Here is a 25145-nt window from a genome sequence, read left to right on the forward strand (position 1 = left end):
CCGCATAATGGCTCATCTGGTCGCCGACGCCATAGGTGCACCAGCCGAGCGCCAGTTCGGACAGGTCGCCGGTGCCGAGCACCAGTCCGCCGCGCTGGTTCGCCAGCCGGAAGAGGTAATCGGTGCGGAGCCCCGCCTGGACGTTCTCGAAGGTCACGTCGTACACGGGCTCGTCCGCCGCGAAGGGGTGACCCATGTCTTCCAGCATCCGCCTTGCCGCCGGGCGGATGTCGATCTCCTCCGCGGTCACGCCGAGCGCGTTCATCAACGCCCAGGCATTGCCCTTGCTGCCCTCGCCGGTCGCGAAGCCCGGCATAGTGAAGGCGAGGATATCCGACCGCGGCCGTTCGAGCCGGTCCATCGCCTTGGCCGCGACGATCAGCGCGTGGGTCGAATCGAGCCCGCCCGACACCCCGATCACCAGCCGCGGGACGCCCGTCGCCGCGAGCCGCTTGGCGAGTGCGACGACCTGGATGTTGAACGCCTCGTAACAGTCCGCGTCGCGCTTGGCGGGATCGTTGGGCACGAACGGGAAGCGCCGGATCGCGCGCTCCAGCCCGACATCCGCGAGCGACGGCGCATGATCGAACCCGATCCGCCGCATCCGCGTCTCCGGGTGCCCGGCGACCGCGGCGGCGTCGTTGAAGGTCCCCATCCGCAGCCGTTCCTGCGTCAGGCGCCCGGTATCCACGTCCGCGACGACCAGCTCTGCCGCGGTGACGAAACGGCGCGACTCGGCGATCAACTCGCCCAGCTCGTGAACGAAACCCTGGCCGTCCCACGCGATGTCGGTGGTGCTCTCGCCCGGCCCCGCCGCCGAATAGACATAGGCGCACACCGCGCGGGCGGACTGCGACGCCGCCAGCATCATCCGCTCGCGCGCCTTGCCGATGACGATGTTGGAGGCGGACAAATTGCAGCAGATCAGCGCCCCGGCGAGCGCACCCTGCGTCGATGGCGGTGTCGGCGCCCAGTAATCCTCGCAGATCTCGGCATGGAACACGAAGCCCGGCAAGTCGCTCGCTGCGAAGATCAGGTCGGTCCCGAACGGCACCTCGACCCCGCCGATCATGATCGTGCCACCAGCGATTCCGGCGCCGCTCGCGAAATAGCGCTTCTCGTAATATTCGCGGTAGTTCGGCAGGAACGTCTTCGGCACCACCCCCAAGATCCGCCCCCGCGCGATTGCGACCGCGGCGTTGTACAGCCGTCCGTTCCGCACCAGCGCCGCGCCCAACAGCAACACCGGCGCCAGCCCCGCCGTCTCCGCCGCCACCCGCAGCAACGCCGCCTCGCTCGCGCGCTGCTGCGCGGCCTGGAGGTGCAGATCGTCGATCGCGTAGGACGTAAGATTGAGCTCGGGAAACACCACGAGATCGACACCACGCGCATCCGCCTGCCTGGCGAGCGCGATGCTCGCCTCCGCGTTCGCCGCGGTGTCCCCGACCGACGCGACCGGAGTCGCCGCCGCGACCCGGACGAGACCGTGGCTGTGGATCGAATGGAATGGATGCGTCGTCATGGGTCCATGATAGCGGGCCGAGCCCCGCTTCGCCACCGCAGGCGACACAAGGCACACCGTTCGTAGCCGGTTCGCAGCAGAGGTCGTCGCATATTCTCGCGTTCACTGCCTCAGCCCGAGTGCTCGACTCGACGATGAAATCTTCGTCTGCACAGTGGCTCGATGGGGCCTATCGCAGGCGCTACGCTATGCGGATATGATTGAAGCGGCTTGTGCAGATTCGCCCGATCCCCCACCGCAGGCGCAGTCTTGCTCGAACATCCGCCGTGGCTATCGACGGCGCGGCGTCGAGCGACACGTGATCTACTTTCGTCAAACGATCTACGGTATCGCCATCATCAGGATACTCCACGACCGCATGGACGCTCGGCAGCACCTATGATCCGATGACCATCATGTACGGCATTCGCAACTGCGACACGATCAAGAAGGCGCGCGCTTGGCTCGACGCGGCGGGGGTCGATTACGCTTTCCACGACTACAGGATCGCGGGAGTGGATCGCGCGGCGCTGGAGCGTTGGGTTGATCGGCTCGGCTGGACGGTGCTGCTAAACCGCGCGGGGACGACCTTCCGCAAGCTGCCGGAGGCGGAGAAGACCGATCTCGATCGCGATCGGGCGGTGGCGCTGATGCTGGCGCACCCTTCGACGATCAAGCGCCCCGTGCTCGAACGGGGCGACACGCTGCTCGTTGGGTTTTCGCCGGGGCGATACGCAGCCGATCTAGGCTGAGGCCCGCTTCGCCAACCTCTTTCTGGGTCCCCGCCTTCGCGGGAGCACAAGTTGGAGGATTGAAGCCGCGGTTGCAGCCGTCTCCCGTTCGGCGCAAGATCGTGCGCAGACAACGGGGGAGGGCCACATGGCCACGCGATCGCGGACGGTGCCGCTATGGTTTCGCATCACCGCATTGGTCCTGCTGCTTTGGGGCGTCGCCGGCTGCTATGCCTGCCTGCAGCAATTCCGTCTCGGCGCCGACGCGATGGGGCCTGCGAGCGATTACGACCGGGCGCTCTATGCCTCGCTGCCGGTTTGGTACAACGCGATCTACGCGGTCGCAGTCGGGACCGGGCTGCTCGGCGCGCTGGCGCTGCTGACGCGGTCGGTGCTTGCGGTCCCGCTCTACGCGATCTCGCTGGTCGCGGTCGTCATTCAGTTCGGGTGGTTGTTCGCGGCGACCGACATCATCGCGGTCCGCGGCGCCGCGCCGGTGGTGCCGTTCCCGATCCTCATCGTCGCGATCGGCGCGTTCGCCCTGTGGCTGAGCCGGCACGCGCGCCGCCGCGGCTGGATCGGCTGACCGCTTATGGCTCTGCGCGCGGCGACCCGCTAGGTAAGGCGGATGTCCACGACCTATACGCTAGACACCGCGACCAGTCGCGCCAACCCGACGCCCGCGCCGCTCAAGCGGCTGACGATCCCCGCGATCCGGCGGCAGAAGGGCACGACGCCACTGGTGATGCTCACCGCCTACACGGTGCGGACGGCGCAGTTGCTTGATCCGCATTGCGACCTGTTGCTGGTCGGGGACAGCCTCGGCCAGGTGATCTACGGCCTACCGTCGACGGTGCCGGTGACGCTGGAGTTGATGGCGGCGCACGGTGCGGCGGTGGTGCGCGGCAGCTATCACGCGGTGGTGGTGATCGACATGCCGTTCGGCAGCTACGAAGCCAGCCCCGAAAAGGCGTTCGAGAGCGCGGCGTGGCTGCTCAAGCAGACCGGCGCGGCGGCGGTGAAGCTCGAAGGAGGCGCGGCGATGGCGCCGACGGTGCGCTTCCTGTCCGAACGCGGCATTCCGGTGATGGCGCATGTCGGGCTGACCCCGCAGGCGGTCAACATGCTCGGCGGCTATGGCGCGCGCGGGCGCACCGCGGCGGAGGCGGAGAAGATCGTCGCGGACGCGGTCGCGGTGGCGGAGGCGGGCTGCTTCGCGCTGGTGATCGAAGGCGTGGTCGAGCCGATCGCAATCGACATCACCCGCGCGGTCGCCTGCCCGACGATCGGCATCGGTGCCTCGGCGCAGTGCGACGGTCAGGTTCTAGTCGCGGAGGATATGCTCGGCATGTTCGAGCGCACCGCCCGCTTCGTGAAGCGGTTCGACGATCTCGCCGCGCGGATCACAACCGCCGCCGAGACCTATGCCGCCGACGTCCGGTCGCGCGCCTTCCCCGGCGCCGATCAGGTCTACGCACCCAAGGAACCGGGCAAGGAATAGCGGCCCCGCGCAGCCCGCTTCCGTTTCGCGGCCGGCGCGGCTAAGGTCCGCGTCGCTACTGCCCCCCAAACCTCCCGGAGCATTTCTTGGCCCTCCCGCCGAACACCAACGAAGCATTTCTGCGCGAAGTCGACGAGGAACTGCGTCGCGATCAGCTCGCGACCTTCTGGGAACGGTGGGGCCGCTGGGTGATCGTAGCGATCGTGGTCGGGCTCGCCGCGTTCGGCGCGCTCCTCTACGCGCAACATCGTGCCGAACAGGCCGCGGGCGTCGAGGGCGAGAAGCTCCAGGCGGCGTTCGCCAAGCTCGGCGCGAACAACCCCACCGCCGCCGCCGCTCCGCTGGCCGAGATCGCCGCGTCGAAGCGCGACGGCTACCGCACGCTCGCCAAGTTCACCCAGGCCGATATCGCCCTGCAGAAAAACGACCTGAAGGCCGCCGCCGCCAAGTTCGGCGAAGTCGCGGCGGATACGTCGGTGGCGCAGCCGTTCCGCGATCTCGCGCTGGTCCGTCAAACCTCCGCCGAATATGACACGCTGAAGCCGCAGGTCGTGATCGAACGGTTGCGGCCGCTCGCGGTGCCGGGCAACGCCTGGTTCGGCAGCGCCGGCGAAATGGTCGCGATGGCGCATCTCCGCATGAACCGCCGCGATCTCGCCGGCGCCTTGTTCGGGCAGATCGCGCGCAACGACGACGTGCCCGATTCGATCCGTCAACGCGCGGTTCAGATGGCGGGCGTACTGGGTGTCGATGCGATCGCGCCGAACGAGGAAAGCAAAGCGCAATGACGACCAAGTACCGGGCCAAGTACCGGGCCAGCGTGGCGATCGCCGCGTTGATGGCCCTTAGTGCCTGCGGCATCTTCAAGGGCGGGCAGAAGAAGACCCCGACCGTCGGCGAGCGGATCCCGATCCTGGCATCGGAAAACGGCGTCCAGGCCGACAAGACGATCGCCGACATTCAGGTCACGCTGCCCGCGCCCGCCGCGAACGATAGCTGGACCCAGTCCGGCGGCAACTCCGCCAAGTCGATGGGGCAGCTCGCGCTCCGCGACTCGCCGGTCCGCGCCTGGACCGCAGCGGTCGACGGCGGCTCGGATCGCGAACGGCTCGGCGCCGCGCCGGTCGTGGCCGAGAACAAGCTATTCATCGTCGATGTCACCGCCACCGTCCACGCCTTCGCCGCCGATACCGGCGCCGCGCTGTGGAAGGCGGAGATGTCGCCCGGCAAGGAAAACCGCGGCTCGCGCTTCGGCGGCGGCGTCAGCTATGACGACGGCAAGGTCTACGCCACCGACGGACTCGGCGACGTCGTCGCGTTCAACGCCGCCGACGGCAAGGAGATCTGGCGAGCCAAGCCCGGCGGTCCGCTGCGCGGCGCGCCGACCGTGGCGAACGGTTCGCTCTACGTGCTCAGCCAGGACAACCAGCTGTTCGCGCTCTCGCAGGCCGACGGCAAAACCCAGTGGGCGCAATCGGGCACGCTCGAGACCCAGGGCGTGTTCGGCGTGGCCGCGCCCGCGGCCAGCCAGGGATCGATCGTCGCAGGCTTTTCCAGCGGCGAACTCAGCGCCTATCGGTACGAGAATGGCCGCGTGCTGTGGGGCGACGCGCTCTCGCGCACCTCGATTACCACCTCGGTGTCCAGCCTGTCGGACATCGATGCCGATCCCGTGATCGATCAGGGCCGGGTGTACGCGGTCGGGCAGGGCGGCCGGATGGTTGCGCTCGATCTGTCGACCGGACAGCGCATCTGGGAACAGAATTTCGCGGGCATCTCCACGCCGTGGATCGCGGGCGAGTGGCTGTTCGTGGTCACCGACGACGCTCGGCTGGTCTGTCTGTCGCGCGCCAACGGCAAGGCGCGCTGGATCGCGCAACTGCAGCGCTTCAAGAACGCCAAGAAGAACAAGGGCAACCAGGTCACCTGGTTCGGCCCGGTGCTTGCGGGCAACCGGCTGGTCCTGACCAACTCGCTCGGCGGCATCGTCTTCGCCTCGCCCAGCGACGGCAGCGTGCTGTCGACGATCGCCGCGAAAGAGTCGTTCGCGCTGCCGCCGATCGTGGCGAATTCGATGATCTACACCGTCAGCCAAAAGGGCAGGATCGCCGCGTACCGGTGACGGTAAATTCCTTCCCCGGCAAATCCGGGGGAGGGATCGCTAGCGACGCGAGTGGTGGAAAGGGCGGTGCCGCATGCACCTGAGTCATATCCCCTGCCGTTAACCCGGATCACGTCGGCAAACATCGACTTCCGGTAAGTAGCCCCCTTGTGTCCCCGCGAAGGCGGGGACCCAGTACTGGGCTGCCGCCTTCGCGGGAGAACAAACAGGTCGCGTAGAGATCGCGTCGACCCGCCTACATGTTCGAAGAGGAGCAGCACCGATCAAGTCCGCGGTGACGGAGGAATAAGGTGAACCGCAGTTCCTACGTGGTAACCCCGCCCCCGCAAGCGGCGGACCAGACCTCCATTCCCTTATCCCCCCACCTCTTCTACAAGCGCGCGAATGTCCCGTCTCCCTATCGTCGCGATCGTCGGCCGTCCCAACGTCGGCAAGTCGACGCTCTTCAACCGTCTCGTCGGCAAGAAACTCGCGCTCGTCGACGATCGGCCCGGCGTGACCCGCGATCGGCGCGAGGGCGACGCGCATCTGCTCGGCATCGATTTCCGTATCGTCGATACTGCCGGCTATGAGGATCAGGACGCACAATCGCTGCCCGGCCGCATGCGTCAGCAGACCGAGGCCGCGGTCGCGCAGGCCGACGTCGCCCTGTTCATGTTCGATTCGCGCGCCGGGATCGTTCCGCTCGACGAGGAGATCGCGCGCTGGCTTCGCACTGCCGACGCGCCGGTAATCCTGCTCGCCAACAAGGCCGAGGGTCGCGCCGGCGAGCAGGGGATTATCGAATCGCTGTCGCTCGGCTTCGGCGATCCGGTCCAGTTCTCCGCCGAACATGGCGAGGGCCTCGCTGACCTGTTCGAAGCGCTGCTGCCCTATCTCGATCGCGGTGACAATGACATCGTCGAGGAAGAGGACGACGAACGTCCCGACGCGCCACTCAAGCTCGCGATCGTCGGGCGCCCGAACGCGGGCAAGTCGACGCTGGTCAACCGCATGCTCGGCGAGGAACGCATGATCACCGGCCCCGAAGCCGGCATCACCCGTGATTCGATCGCGATCGACTGGCTGTGGGAGCCCGCCGGCGGCGAGCCCCGCCAGGTCCGGCTGATCGACACCGCGGGCATGCGCAAGCGCGCCAAGGTGCAGGACAAGCTGGAGAAGATGTCGGTCGCCGACGCGCTCCACGCGGTCGATTTCGCCGAAGTCGTGGTGCTGCTGCTCGACGCGACCTTGGGGCTGGAGGCGCAGGACCTGCGGATCGCCGACAAGGTGCTGGAGGAAGGTCGCGCGTTGATCATCGCGCTCAACAAATGGGACGTAGCAGAAAACGCCTCGTCGCTGTTCAACGGCGTCAAGACAGCGCTGGAGGACGGGCTGAGCCAGGTGAAGGGTGTCACCGTGCTCACCGTGTCGGCCGCGACCGGCAAGGGCATCGACCAGGTGATCCAGGCGGCGTTCGACACCCGTGATGCCTGGTCCAAGCGGGTCGGCACCGGCGAACTCAATCGCTGGTTCGAACGCGCGATCGAGGCGAACCCGCCACCCGCGCCCGGCGGCAAGCGGATCAAGATGCGTTACGTCACGCAGGTGAAGACGCGCCCGCCGAGCTTCGTCATCTTCGGCACCCGCGTCGACCAGTTGCCGGCAAGTTACGAACGCTATCTCGTCAACTCGATGCGACGGGAACTCGGCTTCGGTGCAGTTCCCATCCGGTTGTCCTTGCGCGCCGCCAAAAATCCTTTCGCTCCGAAGTAATCCTGCGCAGCAGCAACGTCGTGTTTACTGATCGGGGCTAATGCTCCTGGCCGTACCTTCGCGGAGTGTTCTGCGGCGCAGGGAGATGACAGTGTCGTTCGAAGGCAGCACGTTGGTGGATTGGCAGGCCTATGCCCAGGCGCGTAGCGAACTGGGCGCGGGCTTTGTCCGCATTCTCGGTTATTTCCGCGAAGACGGGGTCAAGTCCGTCGCCGCGATCGAGCAGGCGATGCGAAACGGCAGCGCTGCGGCGCTGGTGATCCCCGCGCACACCCTGAAGGGCGAGGCTCGCCAGTTCGGTGCCGAGCCGCTCGCCGCGCTTGCCGAGCAGATCGAAACCACCGCGCGCGACTGCGTCGAGTTTCAGGACACCTGCGAACACGCGCTGGAACACGTCGTCAAGCTGCGCCCGCTGTTCCAGGAAACCCTCGCGCTTCTGGAGCGAGAGGCGAACCCGTTGGTCGCGCGTCGCCCCCAGGGTGGGGGCTTCGGGCGCAAGGCCGCGAGTTTCTGATCCATCCCCGTGCTCCTGCGAACGCAGAAGCCTAGGGCCACGAGCGCTGCGCTACGTTACCCTGGGTTCCTGCGTCCGCAGGAACACGGGGGTGTGCGCTTGACAGTGAGCCTCCCGTCCTGAACTCCATGGGGCAAGCTTCGGTCGGCCCGTCCGACCGGACAAGGAGCGCCCCGCCGATGACCCCGATTCTTCTTGCTCTTGCTCTACAGGTCACGCCGGTGGCGCCGATCGTGAAGGGCACCGCGCTGCCACCCCCGGTCAGCGAGGAAAGCGCCCCGCTCGCGGTCGTGGACGCGCTGTTCCGGGGCATCGCCGCACGCGACGCCGCCGCGATCGGCGCGACGATGCGCACCGACGCCACCGCCACCGTCGCGAACGAGAAGCCGGACGGTACGCGTACGATAAGCCACATGTCGCGCGAGACGATGCTCGCCAACTTCAAGCCCGGCCCGGAACGCTTCGAAGAACGGATGTACAATCCGGCGGTCGAGATCGACGGCGACATCGCGATGATCTGGGGCCGCTACGACTTTCTGCTGAACGGCAAGGTCGTGCATTGCGGCTACGATCATTTCGATCTGGTCCGCGAGAATGGCAGCTGGAAGATCCAGAACATCACCTGGTCGTCCCGGACCACCGGCTGCGGCGGCTGACGGGCTGTCCTATGCAGCCATCCAAGCCTAGATGGACGGCATGACCCTGCCTCGACTTCCTCAACCTTCGCGCCGCCCGGCATGATCGATTCGCTGCTGATCGCCAACCGCGGCGAGATCGCGTGCCGGATCATCCGCACCGCCCGGTCGCTCAGCATCCGCACGATCGCGGTCTATTCGGATGCCGACGCGCAGGCGCTGCACGTGCGCCAAGCCGATGAGGCGGTCCATATCGGTGCCAGCCCGGCGCGCGAGAGCTATCTGCTCGGCGACCGCATCATCGCCGCCGCGCGTGAGACCGGCGCGGCCGCAATCCACCCCGGCTATGGCTTCCTGAGCGAGAACGCCGATTTCGCGCAGAGCGTGATCGATGCCGGCCTGGTCTGGGTCGGCCCCGACCCGTCGAGCATCCGCGCGATGGGGCTGAAGGATGCCGCCAAGGAACGCATGATCGCGGCAGGCGTCCCGGTCACGCCCGGCTATCTCGGTGCCGATCAGTCGCCGGACCGACTCCAACGCGAGGCCGACGCGATCGGCTATCCGGTGCTGATCAAGGCGGTCGCGGGCGGCGGCGGCAAGGGCATGCGCCGGGTCGAGGATGCCGCCGACTTCGCCGACGCGCTCGCCTCGTGTCGGCGCGAGGCGGCATCGTCGTTCGGCGACGACCGCGTGTTAATCGAGAAATACATCCTCTCGCCCCGCCACATCGAGGTGCAGGTGTTCGGCGACCGTCACGGCAACGTCGTCCATCTGTTCGAACGCGATTGCTCGCTCCAGCGCCGCCACCAAAAGGTGATCGAGGAGGCGCCCGCGCCCGGCATGGACGAAGCCACGCGCGAAGCGGTGTGCGCGGCGGCGGTGAAGGCGGCGCAGGCGGTCGACTATGTCGGCGCGGGGACGATCGAATTCATCGCCGACGCGAGCGACGGGCTGCGCGCCGACCGGATCTGGTTCATGGAGATGAACACCCGGTTGCAGGTCGAACATCCGGTGACCGAGGAGATCACCGGCCAGGACCTGGTCGAATGGCAACTTCGCGTCGCCGGCGGCGAGCCGCTGCCGCTCGCGCAGCACGAACTCGCGATCGACGGTTGGGCGATCGAGGCACGGCTCTATGCCGAGGACCCTGCGAAGGGCTTCCTGCCGTCGATCGGCCGGCTCGACCTGTTTGATCTCGGCGACGCGACGCGGGTCGATACCGGGGTGGAGCAGGGCGCCGAGATTTCGCCCTTCTACGATCCGATGATCGCCAAGGTGATCGCCTGGGGCGCGACGCGCGAGGAGGCGCGCGGGACATTGGCCGACGCGCTCGATGCCGCGATCGTCTGGCCGGTGCGATCCAATGCTGGATTTCTGGTCGAGGCGCTCGATCACCCTGCGTTCGTCGCGGGGACGCTCGACACCGGCCTGATCGCCCGCGAGGGCGACGCGCTGATGCCGCCGGTGCACCCGACCGAGGAGGCGTTGATCGATGCTGCAGCGTCGCTGGCGATGCCGGGACCGGTGCCGGGGTTCCGGCTCAACGCGCCGCCACGACTGTCGGGTGGCTTCCTGCTCGACGGCGAGCCGATCACGGTCGATTTTACCGACGCCGAGGGCGGCGAACTCGCCGATGCGGACAGCGTGCTGATCGCCGAGGGCGGGCAGGTATGGGAGCTGCGGCGCTGGCGCGCGACCGGCGTCGCGGCAGGCGCGACGGCGGACGGCGCGATCCTGTCGCCGATGCCGGGCCGCATCATCGCGGTCGACGTCGCCGCGGGCGATAGCGTGGTGAAGGGCCAGAAGCTGGTGACGCTCGAGGCGATGAAGATGGAGCACAGCCTGGTGGCGCCGTTCGATGGCGTGGTCGAGGACCTCGCCGCGACGATCGGCGCCCAGGTATACGAAGGCGCGACGCTGGCGAGGATCGCGGGGGTGTCGGAGGGCTGAAGTACTGGGGCGAGGAAGCGGTGTGGCTGCGCTTCTACCCGGCGATGCCCGCGAAGCGGAGGTGCAGTTGCCGCTGCCACGCCGACAGATCGGCGAAGGACAGCATCTCGTGGAAGGCGAAGCCCATGCGGTGGTCGATCGACCAGCGCAGCGTGGCGTGGCGCGGCGGCAGGCCGGGGATCGAGATGCGCGCGTCGCCGCTGATCGGGGTCCGCGCGGACATGTCGAGCCGGCAACCGGTCTGCGACACGTCGCGCAGTTGCGCCGGGCTCATCTGGCCGTTGTGCCAGACCAGCACGGTGCACGCCGCCGACAGCCGCGGCGTCCGTGCCAGGCTGCCCGCGATCCCGGCGGGCGGGTGGAGCAGCGCGTCGAGCGGGATCTCCGCGTCGAACTTGACGCCGGCGCGACCGGGCTCGGTCCAGACCACCTCGACCTCGACCGTGCTGCCGTTGCGGAACTCGACGCGCAGGCGTTCGCCGCGTTCGAACGGCACGTGGCAATCGATCATCATGCCGCCGGGCGCGACGTTGCGGATCCGGCAGAGATAATCCCCGGTCTCGGCGACGACCCGGCCGACCAGCAGGATCGTGGTCAGGCGGGCCTCCCGACGACGATGCCGGCCGCCGGCGATCTCGTCGTCGGTCAGGCCCGCGTCGTGGATAGGATCATCGTGCATGTCGTCCATCATGCGGGCTCCGCTCTGGTAATCGCGACCCGGCGCACGACCCCGCGGCCGAACGCCTCGGGGGCGGCCGCCATCGCCACCGCACGCAGCCCGTTCACGTCGGGCAACAGGCCGTCTGGGCCCGCCGCCAGCGGCGTCCGATAGGTCCGCATGTTGATCGCGTGGAGCAGCATCGGCAGCTGCTGGGTCACCGCGGCGGCTTGTGTCGTCTCCACTTCGAGCCCGAGATCGAACGAGACGTATCCCGCCAGCCGGCCATCGGCCATCACCAGCGGCGCTAGCACGTGCGGCACCGCGACGTAGGCGCGCTCGGGCTCGACCGGGCGCACAGCCCTGGCGGCCGAGGCTTGCGGCATCAGCATCCGGAGCGCGAACGCCCCTGCGCCGCCGGTGCCGAGCCCGGCTGCGACCAGCGCGGGAAAGAGGATGATGCGCTTCATCGGCGGATCAGAACCGGAAGCTCGCATCGCTCGGCAGCGCCGGTGCAGCGCCCTTGGCGATGATCGTGATGCGGCGGTTCTCGGGCCGGCCGGGCTGATCGGGGTAGAGCGGGCGGGTGTCGGCGAGCGCCACCAGCTCGGCGAACCGCCCCGCGGGCAGACCCGCCGCGATCAGCGCGCTGCGGGCGGCGATCGCGCGGTCACCCGACAGCCGCCAATTGGCGTCGTTGCCGCTCTGCCGGCCGTCGCCGTCGGTATGCCCCTCGATCGCGATCTGCGCGTCCGACCGCGCCAGCTTCGTCGCCAGGCCGGCGAGCATCGCCTTCGCGAACGGGTTTAGCTCGGCGGTGCCGGTGCGGAATAGCGATCGCCGCGCGCTGTCCATCAACACGATGCGCAGCCCGTCGCGCTCGCTTTCGACCTTCACCGATCGCTTGCCGTTCTCGTCGGGCGGCGTGCTGTCGATCGACACGCGCATCTCCTGCGCCAGCACGCGCAGCGATGCGTCGGGCACCGTCGCGGTACCGCCCCGTGCGGTGCCGCTGGTCGCCGACTCCATCGCCGGCTCGCCCGCGGCGGGGACCTGACTGTCGGACTGCGCCCGCCGCGTCTGGCCGCCGGCGCCGGGCATGCCGCCGATCCCCTTGGCGGACGATACCGGCTCGCCCGGCGCGGTGATCGACGTCGAGGTAGAGGGCGAGAAATACTCGGCCAGTCCCTTCTTGCGCTGCTTGTCGGGGTTGCTGATCAGCCAGAGCAGCATGAAGAACGCCATCATCGCGGTTACGAAATCGGCATAGGCCACCTTCCACGCGCCGCCATGATGCCCGGCCGCGATCTTCTTGACGCGGCGGATGACGATCGGGCGCTGGTTGGGGCGGGCGGTGGCCACCCGTTACGCCGCCTGGGCCAGCGCGGCGCGCAGCCGATCCCGAATGTGTCCGAGCCGCACCGGCGCGACCGCAGCGTGCGCGCCCTCGCCCGCCGACAACCGGTCGAGCACCGCGGCGCTTTCGTGCGTGCACTGCACCAGCAGGTCGAACGCCTGGAGCTGATCGAGATATTTGCTCGCGAAATGCTCGTCGCCGACCAGCACTTCGGCCAGCCGTTCGAGCAGGTCGCTGATGTGGCGCAACTCGTCCGCGATGGCGCTTTGGAGCAGGGCGGCGAGCGGTTGTGAATTGGGCATGATGGCGCGCTACTTCGTCAGGAGGGGCGGGAGGGTCAGAACAGTTCCAGCTCGCCATCGGCATGGACCGGTAGCGGGGTGGGGGTGGTGATCAGGGGCACGGCCTGTGCGACCAGCTGCGCGCGCGCCTTGCCGTCATGGGGCAGGAATTCGACCTTGCGCGCACGGCTGCCGCCGACGTCGACATGGCCGATCGCGATCCCTTCGGTCTCGATGAAGCGTTTCGCGAAGGCCGCGTTCTCGCTGCCGATGCCGCCGAGCCCAGCGACGATCGTCGCGCCGCCATAGATGTGCGCGCGCAGCCGATCGCGCGCGGCACCCTGCGCCATCATCGCGTTGATCAGCAGCTCCATGGCGTGGACGCCGTAGCGCTGCATGTCGTAGCTGCCGAGCTTCGCGCCCGCTTCGGGCTGGCCGAGCAGGAAATGGTTCATGCCGCCGACATGCGCGACCGCATCGTGCAGGCACACCGCGATGCACGACCCGAGCAGCGTCGTGATGACGGTGTTCGGCTCGCGCGTCGCGATGTGATCGCCTTGGATGATCGCGATGCGGCGCATCGCGTCAGGAAAGCTCGCCGAAGACGCGCTCGATCTTGTCCTTCAGCGCGGCCGGGGCGAACGGCTTGACCAGATAGTTGTTCACGCCGAGCGCCGCCGCCTTCTGGACGAGGTCGCGGTCCGACGAACCGGTCAGCATGATAAAGACCGTCTTGCCGATGACGGGGTCCTCGCGGACCGCCTTCAGCAGTTCGAGTCCGTCCATCTCGGGCATGTTGAAATCGGAGATGATGAGGTGGACGCGGTCGCTCTTGATCGACGCGAGCGCCTCGGCCGCCGCGCCCTTGTCGCGGACGTCGCGAAAGCCGAGGTCCTGCAGCGACCGGCGGATCATCGCCCGCATGCTGGCCTGATCATCGACAACCATCACCTTGATCGCAGAAGCAGCCGGCATCTCAGTTCCCCAATTTCTTGCCGCACGCAGCCAAGATGGCTCCGGGCAGTGCCGACAGACTCAATTCTCGTTCCACCGCGCCGATCGTCTTGGCCGCGCGCGGCATGCCGTAGACGACGCAGCTCTCCTGCGATTGGCCGAAGGTCCGTGCGCCTGCCTGGCGCATCGCTAGCAGTCCTTCGGCGCCGTCGGTGCCCATGCCGGTCAGGATCGCTCCCACCGCCGCGGACCCGCGCTTCGCGACCGAATGGAACAGGACGTCGACCGAGGGCCGATGACCGCCGACCGGATCGCCCCGCGTGAGCCGCAAAGCCCCCTTCGGTCCGCCGAGGAGCGACATGTGCGTGTCGCTCCCAGGAGCAATATAGACGGTCCCGCGCTCGATCGGACTGCCGTCGGTCGCTTCCTTCACGTGCAACTGGCACTCGCGGTCGAGCCGTGCGGCGAAGCTGCCGGTGAACGCCGCGGGCATGTGCTGGACGACTAGGATAGGCGGGCAATCCGCGGGCAACGCGCCGAGCAGCGAGAACAGCGCCTCAACTCCGCCGGTCGACGAACCGATCGCCACGACCGCGTCCTCGCGCGAGCCGGCCGGCATCGCGACCGGCGCGGTGCGCGGCGCCGGCGTGGCTCGCACCGACGACCGTGCCGCGGCCTTCACCGTCGCGCGCAGCAAGGCGGCGTCGCGCAACAGGTCCTCGGCGTTTCCGGATGGCTTGGCGATGCAGTCGACCGCGCCGAGGCGCAGCGCCTCGATCGTCACCGCCGCGCCGCGCGCGGTCAGCGTCGAACACATCACCACCGGCATCGGGCGAAGCCGCATGATCCGTTCGAGGAACGACAGCCCGTCCATGCCGGGCATCTCGACGTCGAGCGTGATGACGTCGGGTTCCAGGTCCTTGATCATCTGCCGTGCGGTAAGCGGCTCGGGCGCCTCGCCGACCACCTCGATCTCGGGGTCCGCGGACAGGATGCGCGCGAGCGCCGCGCGAATCGAGGCGCTGTCGTCGACGATCAACGTGCGGATGCGTCCGGTCACGCCGCGCCCCCGCGCTTGACGTAGATGGTCTGGCCGCACCCCTCCATCACCTTCGCGGCACCGCCGATCAGGCGTTCGGAATGGCCGATATAGAGATGCCCGCCGGGGACCAGCATGTCGATGAAGCGCTGCTCGAGCTCCTCCTTCGCGCGGTCGTCGAAATAGATCATCACGTTACGGCAGAAGATCACGTCGTAGCGCTGTTTCATCGGCCACGGATCGAACAGGTTGAGCACCCGGGCGGTGACCAGTTCGCGCGCCTGGGGCGCCATCTCGAACTCGCTGCCCGCAGCGTGGACCCAGGCGTTGCGGTATGCCGCCGGGATCGCCGCGACGACGGTGTCGGGATAGGTCGCGCGGCGGACGCTGTCGACGACGTGCGGCGCCAGATCGGTCGCGAGCAGCTTCACGTCGGCGCTGCGCAACCACGACGCCGCGGTGCGATCCTCGCCGAGCAGGCACATCGCGATCTTGTAGACTTCCTCGCCGCTCGAACACCCCGCCGACCAGATCCGCACCGGGCGGCTGCGTGCTTGCGTCTTCAACGCGGGGATGACCGCGCTGCGAAAATGCTCGAAATGGTGATTCTCGCGGAAAAAATGCGTGTGATTGGTGGTCAGCGCGACCACCATCTCGCCGCGCTCGACGGGGTCCGATTGCACCATCCGCACATAATCTCGGAACGTCGCCACGCCGTGCATCCGCAGGCGGCGCGAGAGCCGACCATGGACCAGCGTCTTCTTGATCTCGGTGAGATGGATCCGCGCATCGCTCTGCATGATCGCGGCGATCGCTGCGAACTCCGCGTCGCCGAGCGATGCGACGCCCGGCTGTTCGACCGCGGCACCCGCACTGGTCATGCGGCGATGTCCAGGCTCGGCGTGAGGCTCAGCGCGTCGAGATCGAGCAGCAGCACCATGATGCCGTCGTCGTCGCTGTGCGCGGCAGCGCCTTCGCCGGCGCGGGTGGTGGTCTTGACCAGCCCCGCGATCACGCTCGGCTCGCCGATCTCGACATCGGGGGCGGGCCGGATCTCGCTATCCTGGATGAGGACGATGTCCGCGACCTCGTCGACCAGGAAACCGGCCTGCTTGCCGCCGATGTTGACGACCAGGATGCACGATCGGGCATGGATGACGCTGGGTGGCCAGCCGAGCCGCTCCGCCAGGCAGACCACGGGCACCACGGTGCCGCGCAGGTTGGTGACGCCCTTGATGAAGCTCGGCACGCCAGGCAGCGGGGTGGGCTCGTCCCATCCGCGGATCTCGATCAGCGACGACATGTTGATCCCGAAGATCTGCTCGCCGAGCGAGAAGGTGACGATCTTGCGCTCGCCGGGGCTGTCGATGGTGCTCATGCGGCCATTCCTTTCGTGATGTGGCGTAGCGGCGGCGCGGCCTGCGCGACCAAGGCTTCGATGTCGAGGATCAGCGCGATCGACCCGTCGCCGAGGATGGTGGCGCCGCCCAATCCGCGGATCGGGTGAAGGTTCTTGTCGAGGCTCTTGATCACCACCTCGCGGCGGTCGTCGATCGTGTCGACCATAAGCCCGACATGACCCGCGGTCTCGCTTTCGACGATGATCACCAGCGATTCCTCGGGCGCCTTGGTGTCGTTGTCGCCGAGCCCGAAGGTGCGGGTGAGGCGGCGGACGGGCAGGTAATTGCCACGCAGCTCGATCACCTCGCCGGTCGTGCTGGTCGGGCGGACCTGGCCCGGTTCGGGCTGTACGGTCTCGACGACGTTGGCGAGCGGCAGCACGAAGCGCTGCCCTGCCAATCGCACGATCATGCCCTCGAGTATCGCCAGCGTCAGCGGCAGGATCATCGTGAAGGTGGTGCCCTTGCCCGGCACCGACGTGATCTCGACCCGGCCGCCCAGCGCCTCGACGTTGGAACGGACCACGTCCATGCCGACGCCGCGACCCGAGATGTTCGAGATCGTCTCCGCGGTCGAGAAGCCCGGCGCGCAGATCAGCTGGTCAATCTCTTCGTTCGACAGGGTCACGTCGGGGGCGACGATGCCCTTCTCGATCGCCTTGGAGAGCACGCGCTGGCGATCGATCCCGCCGCCGTCGTCGGCGACGCGGACGAAGATCCGCGCGCCCTTCTGTTCGGCGGACAGCTTGATCGTGCCCTCCGCGGGCTTGCCCGCGGCGGCGCGGCGCTCGGGACTCTCGATGCCGTGATCCATCGCGTTGCGGATCATGTGGGTCAGCGGGTCGCCGATCTTCTCGATCACGCCCTTGTCGACTTCGGTGGTCTCGCCGCTGGTTTCGAGGATCACCTGCTTGCCCGTTTCGACCGAAAGGTCGCGCAGCATCCTGGGCACGCGGCTGAACGCCTGTTTGATCGGCTGCGCGCGCAGCGACATCACGGTGTCCTGGATCTCGCGAGTTAGGCGTGAGAGCTGCGGCAGCTCGACGCGTTCCTGGTCCTTGGGGCTCAGCCGATCCGCGAGGATCGATCCGCGGATCACGAGTTCACCGACCAGGTTCAGCAGCATGTCGAGCTTGACCAGATCGACGCGGATCGTCTGCGCCATGGGTTCGGGCACGCGGGCCGCGTCGGCGACCGGTGCGTCCGAAGCCTGCCGCGGAGGCGGCAGCGTGGCGACCGGGGCGCTGGCGGGTGGCGGGGGTGCCGTTACTAGGACGGGTGCTTCGATGGCGGTTTCGCCCCTGGTATCGACGACCAACGCCGGCGGCCCGAGACGCTGGATCGCGACGATCGAGTCGGGCGGCACGAAGTCGAAGCAGTCTGCGATCGCGGCTTCCTCGACGGTGCCGGGCACCTCGAACGTCCAGCCGATATAGCTGTGCTCGGGTTCGAGATCGCGCAACGGCGGCAGGCGGCTGAGATCGACCGCGGTCACCGCACCGCCCAGCCGTTCGATCTCGCGCACCGTCAGCAGCGGCTCGGCACCATTGGCGAGCGCGGCGTCGGAGGGCAGGAAGCGCACCGTCCATTCGCCGGCGGGGGCGTCGTCGAGCGCCTCGAGCGAGACCCCGACGGGCTCGAAGCCGAACTCGTCGATCGGCTCGACCACCGCGGCGACGGGTTCGAAGCCGAACGGATCGGCCTCCGCCACGGGGGCAGTTGCCGGCGCCGGCGCGGGTGCGGCTCCCGCATCGGGCGCGCCGCCGGTCTTCAGGATCTGATCGAGCGCTTCGAGCACCGGGCCGTCCTGCGGCGTCGCGGCGATGCCCTTGGCTGCGGCGACGTGATCCGACAGGATGTCGAACGCCGCCAGCATCACCTTGGTGACACCGGCGGTCGGCGCGATCCGCTCCGCCCGAACCTCGTCCAGCACGTTTTCGAACCGGTGCGAGAAGGCGGTCAGCGCCGCATGCCCGAACGCGCCTGCGCCGCCCTTAATCGAATGCACCGCGCGGAACACGCCGGCGATCACCTTGGGCGACACGTCGCCCGCGTCCATCTGCGACAGACCTGCTTCGGCGGTGACCAGTCCTTCGGCGCATTCTTCGAAGAAGATCGCCTGGATGTCGTCGAGATCGTCGCTCATGGACACACCCGACGGATCGCCGTGCCCAGCTTGGTGGCGTCGAACGGCTTGGTGATCCAGCCCGTCGCGCCGGCGACGCGTGCCCGCGTCTTCTTCTCTTCCGAAAATTCGGTCGACAGCACGAGGATCGGGACGCCGCGGAACTCCGGCCGCGCGCGGACCGCCTCGATCAGTTCGAAGCCGTCCATCTCGGGCATATTGATGTCCGTGATCAGCAGGTCGGGCTTGACCTCGTGCATGCGCTCGAGACCGTGCCGACCGTCGTTCGCGGCTTCGATCCGGAAGCCCTGCGCGGTCAGCGACGCCTTCAGCAGCATTCGCATGCTCGCAGAATCGTCGACGGTGAGTATCATCTTGCTCACGCTTGGATGTCCTTCCGAAGGTCGAGGCCGATCGCGTCGGCGAGGCGGCAGCCGTTCACGCGATCGGTGAAGGCGGGGCTGGGATCGATGATCGCGAAGCGCTGGCCGTTCGCCGCCGCCTCGATACGTGCGGCGACGAGCAGCTGGAGCGTGGCCTGGCCGATGCTCTCGACATCCGAGGCATCGACCTCCATCGCACCGTCGAGATCGGCGGCGAGGACCAGCCGGACGCGGGTCTCCTCCGCGGTGACAGTGGTGCAGTGGGCGGGGAGGCGGAGCGAGCGCTCGTCGTCGCGCTCGGCTTCAGGCGGGAACGGCAGAGAGTTCATTCTTGGCCTCCTCGATAAACGTCTCGAGCTGCTGGAAGGTCGGGGACTTGGCGGACGGCGTGGCGCGGCGCGCGATCTCGATCGCGACCTGGGTCGGGATGCCCTGCGCGTGTGCGACGATCGCGGCCTTCACGACCGCGAACGCCTTGCCGTCCGCATCGATCGTCTCGAGCAGCTTCGCCGCCAGCGGTCCGACTAGGCAATAGGCGAGCAGCACGCCCAGGAACGTGCCGACCAGCGCGCCGCCGATCATCGCGCCGAGCACCTCGGTCGGCTGGTCGATCGAGCCCATCGTCTTGATCACCCCGAGCACCGCGGCGACGATGCCGATCGCGGGCAAGCCGTCGGCCATCTGTTGGAGCGCGTGCTGGGGCGCGAGTTCCTCGTGATGGTGCTTGTCGATGTCGTTCTCCATGGATTCCGCGATCTGGTGCGGATCCTCGAAGTTCATCGTCATCATCCGCAGGTAATCGCAGATGAAATCGATCAGGTGATGATCGGCGAGCAGCCGCGGATAGCGCGAGAAGATCGCGCTGTCCTTCGGCACGTCGAGATGCGGCTCGATCCCGATCGCGCCCTTCTTCTTGAAGGTCGACAACAGCGAATAGAGCAGCGTCAGCAGATCGCGGAAATCGGCATCGGTCCAGCGACCGCCCTTGAACGAGCGCATCAGGCCCTTTCCCGCGAGCTTGATCGTGGCCATCGAATTGCTGACCACGAACGCCCCGATCGCGGCCCCCGCGATCGCCAGCATCTCGTGCGGCAACGCGTGCAGCACGATATCCATCTTGCCGCCCGACCACATGAAGCTGCCGAACACGCAAAGTAGGATGATGAGGAGGCCGACACCGTTCAACATGGTAGAATGCGCCGCTCCCGACGTTCGAGGATATCGATGACATTGTAGGAGGGTGCCGACGCCGCTGATCGGCGCCGTCGGCTTTTAATGCGCCTGCGATCAGGCGGCGCGAGCGACCGGCGTCACGTGCTGGAGATCGACCGTCGCGAGATAGTTGCGCAGCCGGTTCTCCTCGAGCCGCGCGATCAGCGGATTGTCATGAAATGGCAGCAGATAGGCGCCGAGCTCGGCTGCCCAGGGCGCCGAGGCGTCGAACACGACGCCGAGGCCGAGCACCGCCGGGATCAGGGCGAAGGCGACGTCGCGCCCATCGGTGCGCAGGTCCGCCACGAAGTCCTCGACCGCGGTCAGCACGCCATTGCGGGGTCCACCCGAATGCTTGGCGAACGCAAAATAGCCGCGCCCATGAAATCCGGTTCCCGGCACCAGCTCGACATCATCGAGGGTGACGCCGCCGTCATAGCTATAGGGTTGCCGCCACTCCGCGGGGATCCGCTTCGGCGCATAATACATGTCGCGGCGCGCGCATGGCCAGCTGACGTCGTGGAGGATCGCGAGCAACGGCTTGCCGTCGCGCTGGCCCAGCAGGTCGGCGATCGCGAGTTCGTTGCGCACGGTATAGTAGTTGTGATCGCCATCGATCACCCACGCATCTATGTCGGCAAGGCCGGGCATCGCCTCCAGGCTCGGCTTGGGGATGTGGCGAACGTTGCGACATCTCGCCACCCAGCGCACGAATGCGTCGGCAGGCTCGGGATCGATGCTCGTCAGGCGCCCGCCGACGCCCGCGACCTGATCCGCCAGCTTGCTCGACATGCCGCCGAGATCGGCGCCGATCTCGGCGATCTCACGCGCGCCAGCGATCGTCAGACAACGCAGGATGGTCTCCGACATCTCGGACATCGAATGGATATACAAGTCGCTCATGCTGGTACTCCTGTCAGGACCGACGTGCGCGTCGGCGTGGATTGATCGATCGTGGTCGGCCTCGCAGCGAGCGGGCGGAAGGTGACCGCGAGCATCATCGGCACCTTCGGGTCGTCTACGGGTGGTGGCGGCGCCATCAGGAAGGCGGCGCCGCTGGTGCAGCGGAAGATGCCCGGAGCGACCAGCTCCATATCCTCGAAGGACGGCATCGCGTCGGTGGTGGTCCTCGCGGCGGCCTCGCCCTCCAGGAATGCGCTCACCGGCAGGAAGCGCGCCGAGTCGATCTGCACGAACTCGAAGTCGCGACCGAATTGGATGCCCAGTGTGTAGCGCCCGGCACCGATCGGCACCGCGGCGACGTAATAGCCCTGGTGCGTCGGGATCGCCTGCACGGTGTCGGTGAAGCTGTCGGTGCCGTCGGCAATCAGCACGGGAAGCGCTAGCGTGTGGTCCGCGAAATCGGCGAAGCGCAGGTCAAGGCCGAACCGTCGTTGAGCGAGCAACGTCAGGCTGGTCGGCAGCCCTTGACCGCGCAATTCGGCAGGAAGGAACAACCGGTGCGAGTTCTTGAGGTAGAACAGCCCGCGTTCGCGCAAGCCGCGCGCGGCGGTCTCCGGATCGAACAGCAGCGCGACGAAATCGCTTCCGAGGTTCCAGTCATGCTCGAATTGGCTCATCACCGCGAGTTCGTCGGGGAGCGGCAGATATAGGAGGCGTGCGAGCGCGCTGAGCGCGCCGCGATGCGCCGCCTCCACCGGCAAGGCATTGCGCCGGATCGCCGCTTTCCCGTCGGCGTGCGCAAAGGCCACGCACCCTGCTTGGATAGCCGAACGGATCACGTTCTGGTGACGCTTCAACTGCGTCGCCGAGCGTATCGTGCCGCCGCCCTCGCGGTAGTCGAGAACCGAACCCTGCGGCAACGTGCAGAACTGCTCCAGCACAATGAACGCGCTCATCAGCGTCTCGAGCGTCGTGACGTCATAGGTCCGGAGATCCAGCATGCCGCGCTTGTCGAGCCCGCTGATCTCCTCTTCCAGCAGCAGCAAATAGCGTCCGGCGACGCGCACACCGAAGGTCTCGGCAAGCGCCGCGCCGATCTTACCCTGCACGGTTCCCTTGTAGCCGACATCCACAAGCAGCAGCGTGTCGCCTGGGGCGGGGTTGACGGTGTCGCGAACATACCCGTTCAGCCGATCGGCATAGGCGAGGCTGCGCGCGGCGATCCGCGCAACCCAGACGTCGGTCTGCAAGGCCTCGGCGAGCGCTCGCGGATCGTCCTCCGTCAGGCTGTCGAGCAGGTCGTGCGCTTCGTCGCCGGTGATGTGGAGCTGGCGAAGAAAATTGATCCCCGAGCCGTCGCCGATCTCCTCCAGCACGAAGCGGCGGATCGCGGCGGCATCGGTCAGCGACGCGCTGTTCGCGGCGAAGCGGCTGATCTCCACCGCGTGAGTCGCAATGTCCGGGTTCATCGCCGCGAACACTTCGCGCGGCAGGTGGCCGTCGCGCATCAAAAACAGCAGATGCACCTTGCCTTGCCGGGTCGCGGCTAGCTCAGCCGCCTCCGCGGCGATCCAGCGCGCGAAGTCGGCCATGATCGGGCCCACTGCGACGAAGCCCAACTTCGTCGCGGGATCGGTGATGCCTGTCTCGGCAAGCGCAAGCGTCGCGCGATGCGGCTGGAAAGAGGTCGAGCCGCCGATCACCAGTGCGCCCGCGGCGTGTTCCTGGCGCAGTCGCTGGACCGCGGCGTCGGTAAACTGCACGAGGTGGAGAGTCTGCAGCCCATGCCGGGAGCCGGCGACCGCGTCGGCGTGCTTGTTGTCGCCGATGTGAAGGATGCGATCGGGTCGAGAGCCCGTCCGCTTCAGCACCGTCTCGAACAGTCGTTCGCTCTTGGATGAGCGATGATCGCACGAGGTGAAGATGTCGTCGATCATGTCGGCGACAGCGTCGCCTGCTGCGCCGCGGATCAGCGTCTCGAGCTGGTCGCGTTCCAGATAGGAGTCGCTAACGACGATGATCCGGATGCCGCGGCGTTTCGCTTCGCGCATCAAATCGACGGTCGGCGCGAACGCATAGCAGTGGCGGATCTCGATCGCGATCTCGCGTTCCACATAGGCTTCGCGCGCTTCTGTCCCGATCGTGGGGAGGAGCTTCGCGTAGATTTCGCGCAGCGTCACCTCGTTGGACGCGCCATGCGTCAGCTTGCGTTCCTTGCGCGCGGCCTGGTCGGCGCGGCGCCGCTGTCGGGGCGTCACGCCCTCGAGCAGATCGAACAGATCGTACGATGCGTGCGTATCGCGCCACAGCAGCGTGTCGAAACAGTCTAACGACAGGATCTTGATGCCGCGTCGCCCCTCCAGCGCGTTGGCGAGCCGATCCGGCGTGATCGTCTGGGTCTTTGTCATGCAGGCGGGCCCTCGGTCGGCGCGACCTGCTGACGCGCCGTTAACCGTTTATAGGGGGCGTCCGCGCCCGCCGGTCCGGTCCCCCGCCTAAAATGTGCGCATCACCATCTACGGAGCGGCTATGTCCCTGACTGCCTATCAGCGTACCCGCACGATCACCGAGACCGCGCGATCCACCGAGCGTCGGTTGATGATGCAGATCACCGGCGACCTGATCGCCGCGCGTGATGCCGGCCAATCCGGCGTCGCGCTGACGCCGGCGCTGTTTCGCAATCGTGAGGTATGGAGTGCGTTCACCTCCGCGTGCGCCGCGCGAGGCAATCAACTGCCCGATCCCGTCCGCGCATCGATCGTCTCGCTTGGACTATGGGTCGATCGTCACACATCAGAGGTTGCCGCCGGACGCGAGGGCATCGATCCGCTCATCGAGGTCAACCGAACGATCATCGAAGCGTTGCACGAGGGAAGCGCCGCGACGTTGCCCGTGCGCTGACGCCGCTGCGTCTGCCGCTTCAGAGCTGGTCGATCAGCCCCGCGGCGTAGACGATGCGCATGACGTCGGCGAGATGCCCTACGCCCAGCTTGTGCATCAAATTGGCGCGGTGGATCTCGACGGTGCGCGGCGACAGATCCAGGTCGCTCGCCATCCGCTTGTTCGACCAGCCCCGCACCACCCCCATGAGCACGGTTCGTTCGCGGCGCGACAATTGGTCGATCCGCGCGCGGGCCGCCATCGTCGTGGTGCGTACCGCGAAGCGATGTTCGACCTGATCGAACGCTGCCTCCATGCTCGCCGCCAGCGCATGCGGCGTGCACGGCATGTCGAGCACGTCGACCGCGCCATGCTTCATCGCGCGCACCGCCAACGCGACGTCTGCGCGCAACGTCAGCACGATCACGGCAAAGGCGAACTCGCCGGTCTTCAGCCCGCACAGCAGCTCCATGCCGCGCGATTCGGGGATGCAGCCATTGATGATCACCACCCCCGGATGATGGTCCTTCGCCTTGGCCAGGAACGCATCGGCCGAGCGATAGGTACGGATTACGGTGCTCTCGACCGGCATCAGCGATCGCACCACCGCGCGAACATCTTGGCCCGTGGGTGCGCAGTCTTCGACGATATAGACCATCTGCGGCGGGACCGATGACTCCACGTCGATCCGGTCGTGCTGGCGTTCACCCGGGTAGCCCGCATCGACCAGCGCATGGCCGCCATCGTCGTTCGTGATCGCCAACCAGGGTGACACCCGCTCGCCGGCATCGAAGGTGAACATTCGCGTGGGCTCCGCCATAAAAAACGAGATGGGTCGCTCCGATCCTATATCGGATGATGCTGGTTTTAGCGATCATATAATCTGCATCAGCAACGAAATAAAATACTGTATATGGAGAGGAAGCGGATGAAGGTGTCCCACGCTCCGGCACTCGCACACTGTTCGTGACGCTACGACGACTGCCGCGTTGCCGGCCGGCGACGCGGTTGAGGTCAGGCGTAGGCGCGGGCTTTGGGCCCGGCCGCTCCGGGCGCGGAAGCAATCGGGCGGCGGACATGCGCGCGGCCGGCAGCAGCGTTGGCGATCACGAAAAGACTGGTCTTGTCGCTGAGGCTGGTGACCTCGCTCACCAGGTTGCGCGCGGCGGCGGAGGTCTCCTCGACCATTGCGGCGTTCTGCTGGGTGGACTGGTCCATCGTGCCCACCGCGGCCGAGATCTGCG

General features: G+C 67.4%; 28 protein-coding genes and 1 pseudogene. 11 read left to right on the top strand and 18 right to left on the bottom strand.

What is annotated here, in order from left to right:
• Positions 1 to 1522 (bottom strand): NAD(+) synthase (locus ACFE77_RS11900; RefSeq protein WP_375421855.1); only part of this gene is annotated, 1522 nt, incomplete at its 3' end.
• Positions 1523 to 1661: 139 nt separating this feature from the next.
• Between ACFE77_RS11900 and ACFE77_RS11905 the strand changes: the two genes are divergently transcribed.
• From ACFE77_RS11905 to ACFE77_RS11950, 10 genes are all read left to right on the top strand, one after another.
• Complete coding sequence (locus ACFE77_RS11905) at positions 1662 to 1904, top strand: type II toxin-antitoxin system RelE/ParE family toxin (protein ID WP_375421881.1); 243 nt, start codon at positions 1662 to 1664, stop codon at positions 1902 to 1904.
• Positions 1905 to 1908: 4 nt separating this feature from the next.
• Positions 1909 to 2253 carry an ArsC family reductase gene (locus tag ACFE77_RS11910; protein ID WP_375421856.1) on the top strand — a complete coding sequence of 115 codons (345 nt, stop codon included), beginning with the start codon at positions 1909 to 1911 and terminating at the stop codon, positions 2251 to 2253.
• Positions 2254 to 2380: 127 nt separating this feature from the next.
• Positions 2381 to 2818 (top strand): hypothetical protein, encoded by a 438-nt coding sequence (locus ACFE77_RS11915; protein WP_375421857.1) that lies wholly within the window; start codon positions 2381 to 2383, stop codon positions 2816 to 2818.
• Positions 2819 to 2860: 42 nt separating this feature from the next.
• Positions 2861 to 3733, top strand: coding sequence for a 3-methyl-2-oxobutanoate hydroxymethyltransferase (panB, locus tag ACFE77_RS11920; RefSeq protein ID WP_375421858.1), 873 nt, complete (start codon positions 2861 to 2863; stop codon positions 3731 to 3733).
• An 86-nt stretch (positions 3734 to 3819) separates the two neighbouring features.
• Positions 3820 to 4521, top strand: a complete 702-nt coding sequence (locus tag ACFE77_RS11925) for a tetratricopeptide repeat protein (RefSeq protein ID WP_375421859.1) — start codon at positions 3820 to 3822, stop codon at positions 4519 to 4521.
• Positions 4518 to 5855, top strand: coding sequence for a PQQ-binding-like beta-propeller repeat protein (locus ACFE77_RS11930; protein ID WP_375421860.1), 1338 nt, complete (start codon positions 4518 to 4520; stop codon positions 5853 to 5855). The genes ACFE77_RS11925 and ACFE77_RS11930 overlap by 4 nt, the downstream gene beginning before the upstream one ends.
• 384 nt (positions 5856 to 6239) lie before the next feature.
• Positions 6240 to 7610 (top strand): ribosome biogenesis GTPase Der, encoded by a 1371-nt coding sequence (gene der, locus ACFE77_RS11935; protein WP_375421861.1) that lies wholly within the window; start codon positions 6240 to 6242, stop codon positions 7608 to 7610.
• Positions 7611 to 7695: 85 nt separating this feature from the next.
• Positions 7696 to 8124 carry an Hpt domain-containing protein gene (locus ACFE77_RS11940; protein ID WP_375421882.1) on the top strand — a complete coding sequence of 143 codons (429 nt, stop codon included), beginning with the start codon at positions 7696 to 7698 and terminating at the stop codon, positions 8122 to 8124.
• Positions 8125 to 8303: 179 nt separating this feature from the next.
• Entirely contained in the window at positions 8304 to 8780 is a 477-nt protein-coding gene (locus ACFE77_RS11945; RefSeq protein WP_375421862.1) for a DUF4440 domain-containing protein, read from the top strand.
• An 81-nt stretch (positions 8781 to 8861) separates the two neighbouring features.
• On the top strand, positions 8862 to 10709 hold the full coding sequence (locus tag ACFE77_RS11950; protein WP_375421863.1) for an acetyl/propionyl/methylcrotonyl-CoA carboxylase subunit alpha: 1848 nt from the start codon (positions 8862 to 8864) through the stop codon (positions 10707 to 10709).
• A gap of 34 nt (positions 10710 to 10743) precedes the next feature.
• On the opposite strand, the gene ACFE77_RS11955 is transcribed toward ACFE77_RS11950, so the two are convergent.
• The 15 genes from ACFE77_RS11955 to ACFE77_RS12025 all read right to left on the bottom strand — a co-directional run bounded on the left by ACFE77_RS11955 (position 10744) and on the right by ACFE77_RS12025 (position 23429).
• Positions 10744 to 11388 (bottom strand): PilZ domain-containing protein, encoded by a 645-nt coding sequence (locus ACFE77_RS11955; protein ID WP_375421864.1) that lies wholly within the window; start codon positions 11386 to 11388, stop codon positions 10744 to 10746.
• An 8-nt stretch (positions 11389 to 11396) separates the two neighbouring features.
• Positions 11397 to 11837 carry a hypothetical protein gene (locus ACFE77_RS11960; RefSeq protein ID WP_375421865.1) on the bottom strand — a complete coding sequence of 147 codons (441 nt, stop codon included), beginning with the start codon at positions 11835 to 11837 and terminating at the stop codon, positions 11397 to 11399.
• Between the two features lie 7 nt (positions 11838 to 11844).
• Positions 11845 to 12729 (bottom strand): flagellar motor protein MotB, encoded by an 885-nt coding sequence (locus ACFE77_RS11965; protein WP_375421866.1) that lies wholly within the window; start codon positions 12727 to 12729, stop codon positions 11845 to 11847.
• Positions 12730 to 12732: 3 nt separating this feature from the next.
• Positions 12733 to 13026: a hypothetical protein gene (locus tag ACFE77_RS11970; protein ID WP_375421867.1), complete on the bottom strand. Its 294-nt coding sequence runs from the start codon at positions 13024 to 13026 to the stop codon at positions 12733 to 12735.
• Positions 13027 to 13061: 35 nt separating this feature from the next.
• A complete protein-coding gene (locus tag ACFE77_RS11975; RefSeq protein WP_375421868.1) occupies positions 13062 to 13586 on the bottom strand; it encodes a chemotaxis protein CheD in 525 nt (174 codons plus the stop codon).
• A gap of 4 nt (positions 13587 to 13590) precedes the next feature.
• Positions 13591 to 13980 carry a response regulator gene (locus ACFE77_RS11980; protein WP_375421869.1) on the bottom strand — a complete coding sequence of 130 codons (390 nt, stop codon included), beginning with the start codon at positions 13978 to 13980 and terminating at the stop codon, positions 13591 to 13593.
• 1 nt (position 13981) lies between these two features.
• Positions 13982 to 15019, bottom strand: coding sequence for a chemotaxis response regulator protein-glutamate methylesterase (locus tag ACFE77_RS11985; protein WP_375421870.1), 1038 nt, complete (start codon positions 15017 to 15019; stop codon positions 13982 to 13984).
• On the bottom strand, positions 15016 to 15879 hold the full coding sequence (locus ACFE77_RS11990) for a CheR family methyltransferase (RefSeq protein ID WP_375421871.1): 864 nt from the start codon (positions 15877 to 15879) through the stop codon (positions 15016 to 15018). Before ACFE77_RS11990 ends, ACFE77_RS11985 begins: the two co-directional genes overlap by 4 nt.
• On the bottom strand, positions 15876 to 16376 hold the full coding sequence (locus ACFE77_RS11995; protein ID WP_375421872.1) for a chemotaxis protein CheW: 501 nt from the start codon (positions 16374 to 16376) through the stop codon (positions 15876 to 15878). The genes ACFE77_RS11990 and ACFE77_RS11995 overlap by 4 nt, the downstream gene beginning before the upstream one ends.
• On the bottom strand, positions 16373 to 18544 hold the full coding sequence (locus tag ACFE77_RS12000) for a chemotaxis protein CheA (RefSeq protein WP_375421873.1): 2172 nt from the start codon (positions 18542 to 18544) through the stop codon (positions 16373 to 16375). Before ACFE77_RS12000 ends, ACFE77_RS11995 begins: the two co-directional genes overlap by 4 nt.
• Positions 18541 to 18906 carry a response regulator gene (locus ACFE77_RS12005; RefSeq protein WP_375421874.1) on the bottom strand — a complete coding sequence of 122 codons (366 nt, stop codon included), beginning with the start codon at positions 18904 to 18906 and terminating at the stop codon, positions 18541 to 18543. The genes ACFE77_RS12000 and ACFE77_RS12005 overlap by 4 nt, the downstream gene beginning before the upstream one ends.
• A complete protein-coding gene (locus ACFE77_RS12010; protein ID WP_375421875.1) occupies positions 18903 to 19235 on the bottom strand; it encodes an STAS domain-containing protein in 333 nt (110 codons plus the stop codon). The genes ACFE77_RS12005 and ACFE77_RS12010 overlap by 4 nt, the downstream gene beginning before the upstream one ends.
• Positions 19210 to 20094, bottom strand: coding sequence for a flagellar motor stator protein MotA (gene motA, locus ACFE77_RS12015; protein ID WP_375421876.1), 885 nt, complete (start codon positions 20092 to 20094; stop codon positions 19210 to 19212). Before motA ends, ACFE77_RS12010 begins: the two co-directional genes overlap by 26 nt.
• 99 nt (positions 20095 to 20193) lie before the next feature.
• Positions 20194 to 21021, bottom strand: coding sequence for a class I SAM-dependent methyltransferase (locus tag ACFE77_RS12020; RefSeq protein WP_375421877.1), 828 nt, complete (start codon positions 21019 to 21021; stop codon positions 20194 to 20196).
• On the bottom strand, positions 21018 to 23429 hold the full coding sequence (locus ACFE77_RS12025) for an HAD family hydrolase (protein ID WP_375421878.1): 2412 nt from the start codon (positions 23427 to 23429) through the stop codon (positions 21018 to 21020). The genes ACFE77_RS12020 and ACFE77_RS12025 overlap by 4 nt, the downstream gene beginning before the upstream one ends.
• A 121-nt stretch (positions 23430 to 23550) precedes the next feature.
• On the opposite strand from ACFE77_RS12025, the gene flaF reads away from it, so the two are divergent.
• Positions 23551 to 23922, top strand: coding sequence for a flagellar biosynthesis regulator FlaF (gene flaF / locus ACFE77_RS12030; RefSeq protein WP_375421879.1), 372 nt, complete (start codon positions 23551 to 23553; stop codon positions 23920 to 23922).
• Positions 23923 to 23941: 19 nt separating this feature from the next.
• On the opposite strand, the gene ACFE77_RS12035 is transcribed toward flaF, so the two are convergent.
• Both ACFE77_RS12035 and ACFE77_RS12040 read right to left on the bottom strand, forming a co-directional pair.
• A complete protein-coding gene (locus ACFE77_RS12035) occupies positions 23942 to 24703 on the bottom strand; it encodes a response regulator transcription factor (protein WP_375421880.1) in 762 nt (253 codons plus the stop codon).
• A 212-nt stretch (positions 24704 to 24915) separates the two neighbouring features.
• Positions 24916 to 25145, bottom strand: a pseudogene (locus ACFE77_RS12040) (methyl-accepting chemotaxis protein); the annotation flags it as partial.

The sequence above is a fragment of the uncultured Sphingomonas sp. genome, assembly GCF_964243315.1.
In the GTDB taxonomy this organism is placed as follows: domain Bacteria; phylum Pseudomonadota; class Alphaproteobacteria; order Sphingomonadales; family Sphingomonadaceae; genus Sphingomonas.

Coding starts and splice junctions, on each gene's coding strand:
- ACFE77_RS11910 (WP_375421856.1), top strand. CDS start 1,909: ATGACCATCATGTACGGCATTCGCAACTGCGACACGATCAAGAAGGCG.
- ACFE77_RS11915 (WP_375421857.1), top strand. CDS start 2,381: ATGGCCACGCGATCGCGGACGGTGCCGCTATGGTTTCGCATCACCGCA.
- panB (WP_375421858.1), top strand. CDS start 2,861: ATGTCCACGACCTATACGCTAGACACCGCGACCAGTCGCGCCAACCCG.
- ACFE77_RS11930 (WP_375421860.1), top strand. CDS start 4,518: ATGACGACCAAGTACCGGGCCAAGTACCGGGCCAGCGTGGCGATCGCC.
- der (WP_375421861.1), top strand. CDS start 6,240: ATGTCCCGTCTCCCTATCGTCGCGATCGTCGGCCGTCCCAACGTCGGC.
- ACFE77_RS11940 (WP_375421882.1), top strand. CDS start 7,696: ATGACAGTGTCGTTCGAAGGCAGCACGTTGGTGGATTGGCAGGCCTAT.
- ACFE77_RS11945 (WP_375421862.1), top strand. CDS start 8,304: ATGACCCCGATTCTTCTTGCTCTTGCTCTACAGGTCACGCCGGTGGCG.
- ACFE77_RS11950 (WP_375421863.1), top strand. CDS start 8,862: ATGATCGATTCGCTGCTGATCGCCAACCGCGGCGAGATCGCGTGCCGG.
- ACFE77_RS11955 (WP_375421864.1), bottom strand. CDS start 11,388: ATGCACGATGATCCTATCCACGACGCGGGCCTGACCGACGACGAGATC.
- ACFE77_RS11960 (WP_375421865.1), bottom strand. CDS start 11,837: ATGAAGCGCATCATCCTCTTTCCCGCGCTGGTCGCAGCCGGGCTCGGC.
- ACFE77_RS11970 (WP_375421867.1), bottom strand. CDS start 13,026: ATGCCCAATTCACAACCGCTCGCCGCCCTGCTCCAAAGCGCCATCGCG.
- ACFE77_RS11975 (WP_375421868.1), bottom strand. CDS start 13,586: ATGCGCCGCATCGCGATCATCCAAGGCGATCACATCGCGACGCGCGAG.
- ACFE77_RS11980 (WP_375421869.1), bottom strand. CDS start 13,980: ATGCCGGCTGCTTCTGCGATCAAGGTGATGGTTGTCGATGATCAGGCC.
- ACFE77_RS11990 (WP_375421871.1), bottom strand. CDS start 15,879: ATGACCAGTGCGGGTGCCGCGGTCGAACAGCCGGGCGTCGCATCGCTC.
- ACFE77_RS11995 (WP_375421872.1), bottom strand. CDS start 16,376: ATGAGCACCATCGACAGCCCCGGCGAGCGCAAGATCGTCACCTTCTCG.
- ACFE77_RS12000 (WP_375421873.1), bottom strand. CDS start 18,544: ATGAGCGACGATCTCGACGACATCCAGGCGATCTTCTTCGAAGAATGC.
- ACFE77_RS12010 (WP_375421875.1), bottom strand. CDS start 19,235: ATGAACTCTCTGCCGTTCCCGCCTGAAGCCGAGCGCGACGACGAGCGC.
- motA (WP_375421876.1), bottom strand. CDS start 20,094: ATGTTGAACGGTGTCGGCCTCCTCATCATCCTACTTTGCGTGTTCGGC.
- ACFE77_RS12020 (WP_375421877.1), bottom strand. CDS start 21,021: ATGAGCGACTTGTATATCCATTCGATGTCCGAGATGTCGGAGACCATC.
- ACFE77_RS12025 (WP_375421878.1), bottom strand. CDS start 23,429: ATGACAAAGACCCAGACGATCACGCCGGATCGGCTCGCCAACGCGCTG.
- flaF (WP_375421879.1), top strand. CDS start 23,551: ATGTCCCTGACTGCCTATCAGCGTACCCGCACGATCACCGAGACCGCG.
- ACFE77_RS12035 (WP_375421880.1), bottom strand. CDS start 24,703: ATGTTCACCTTCGATGCCGGCGAGCGGGTGTCACCCTGGTTGGCGATC.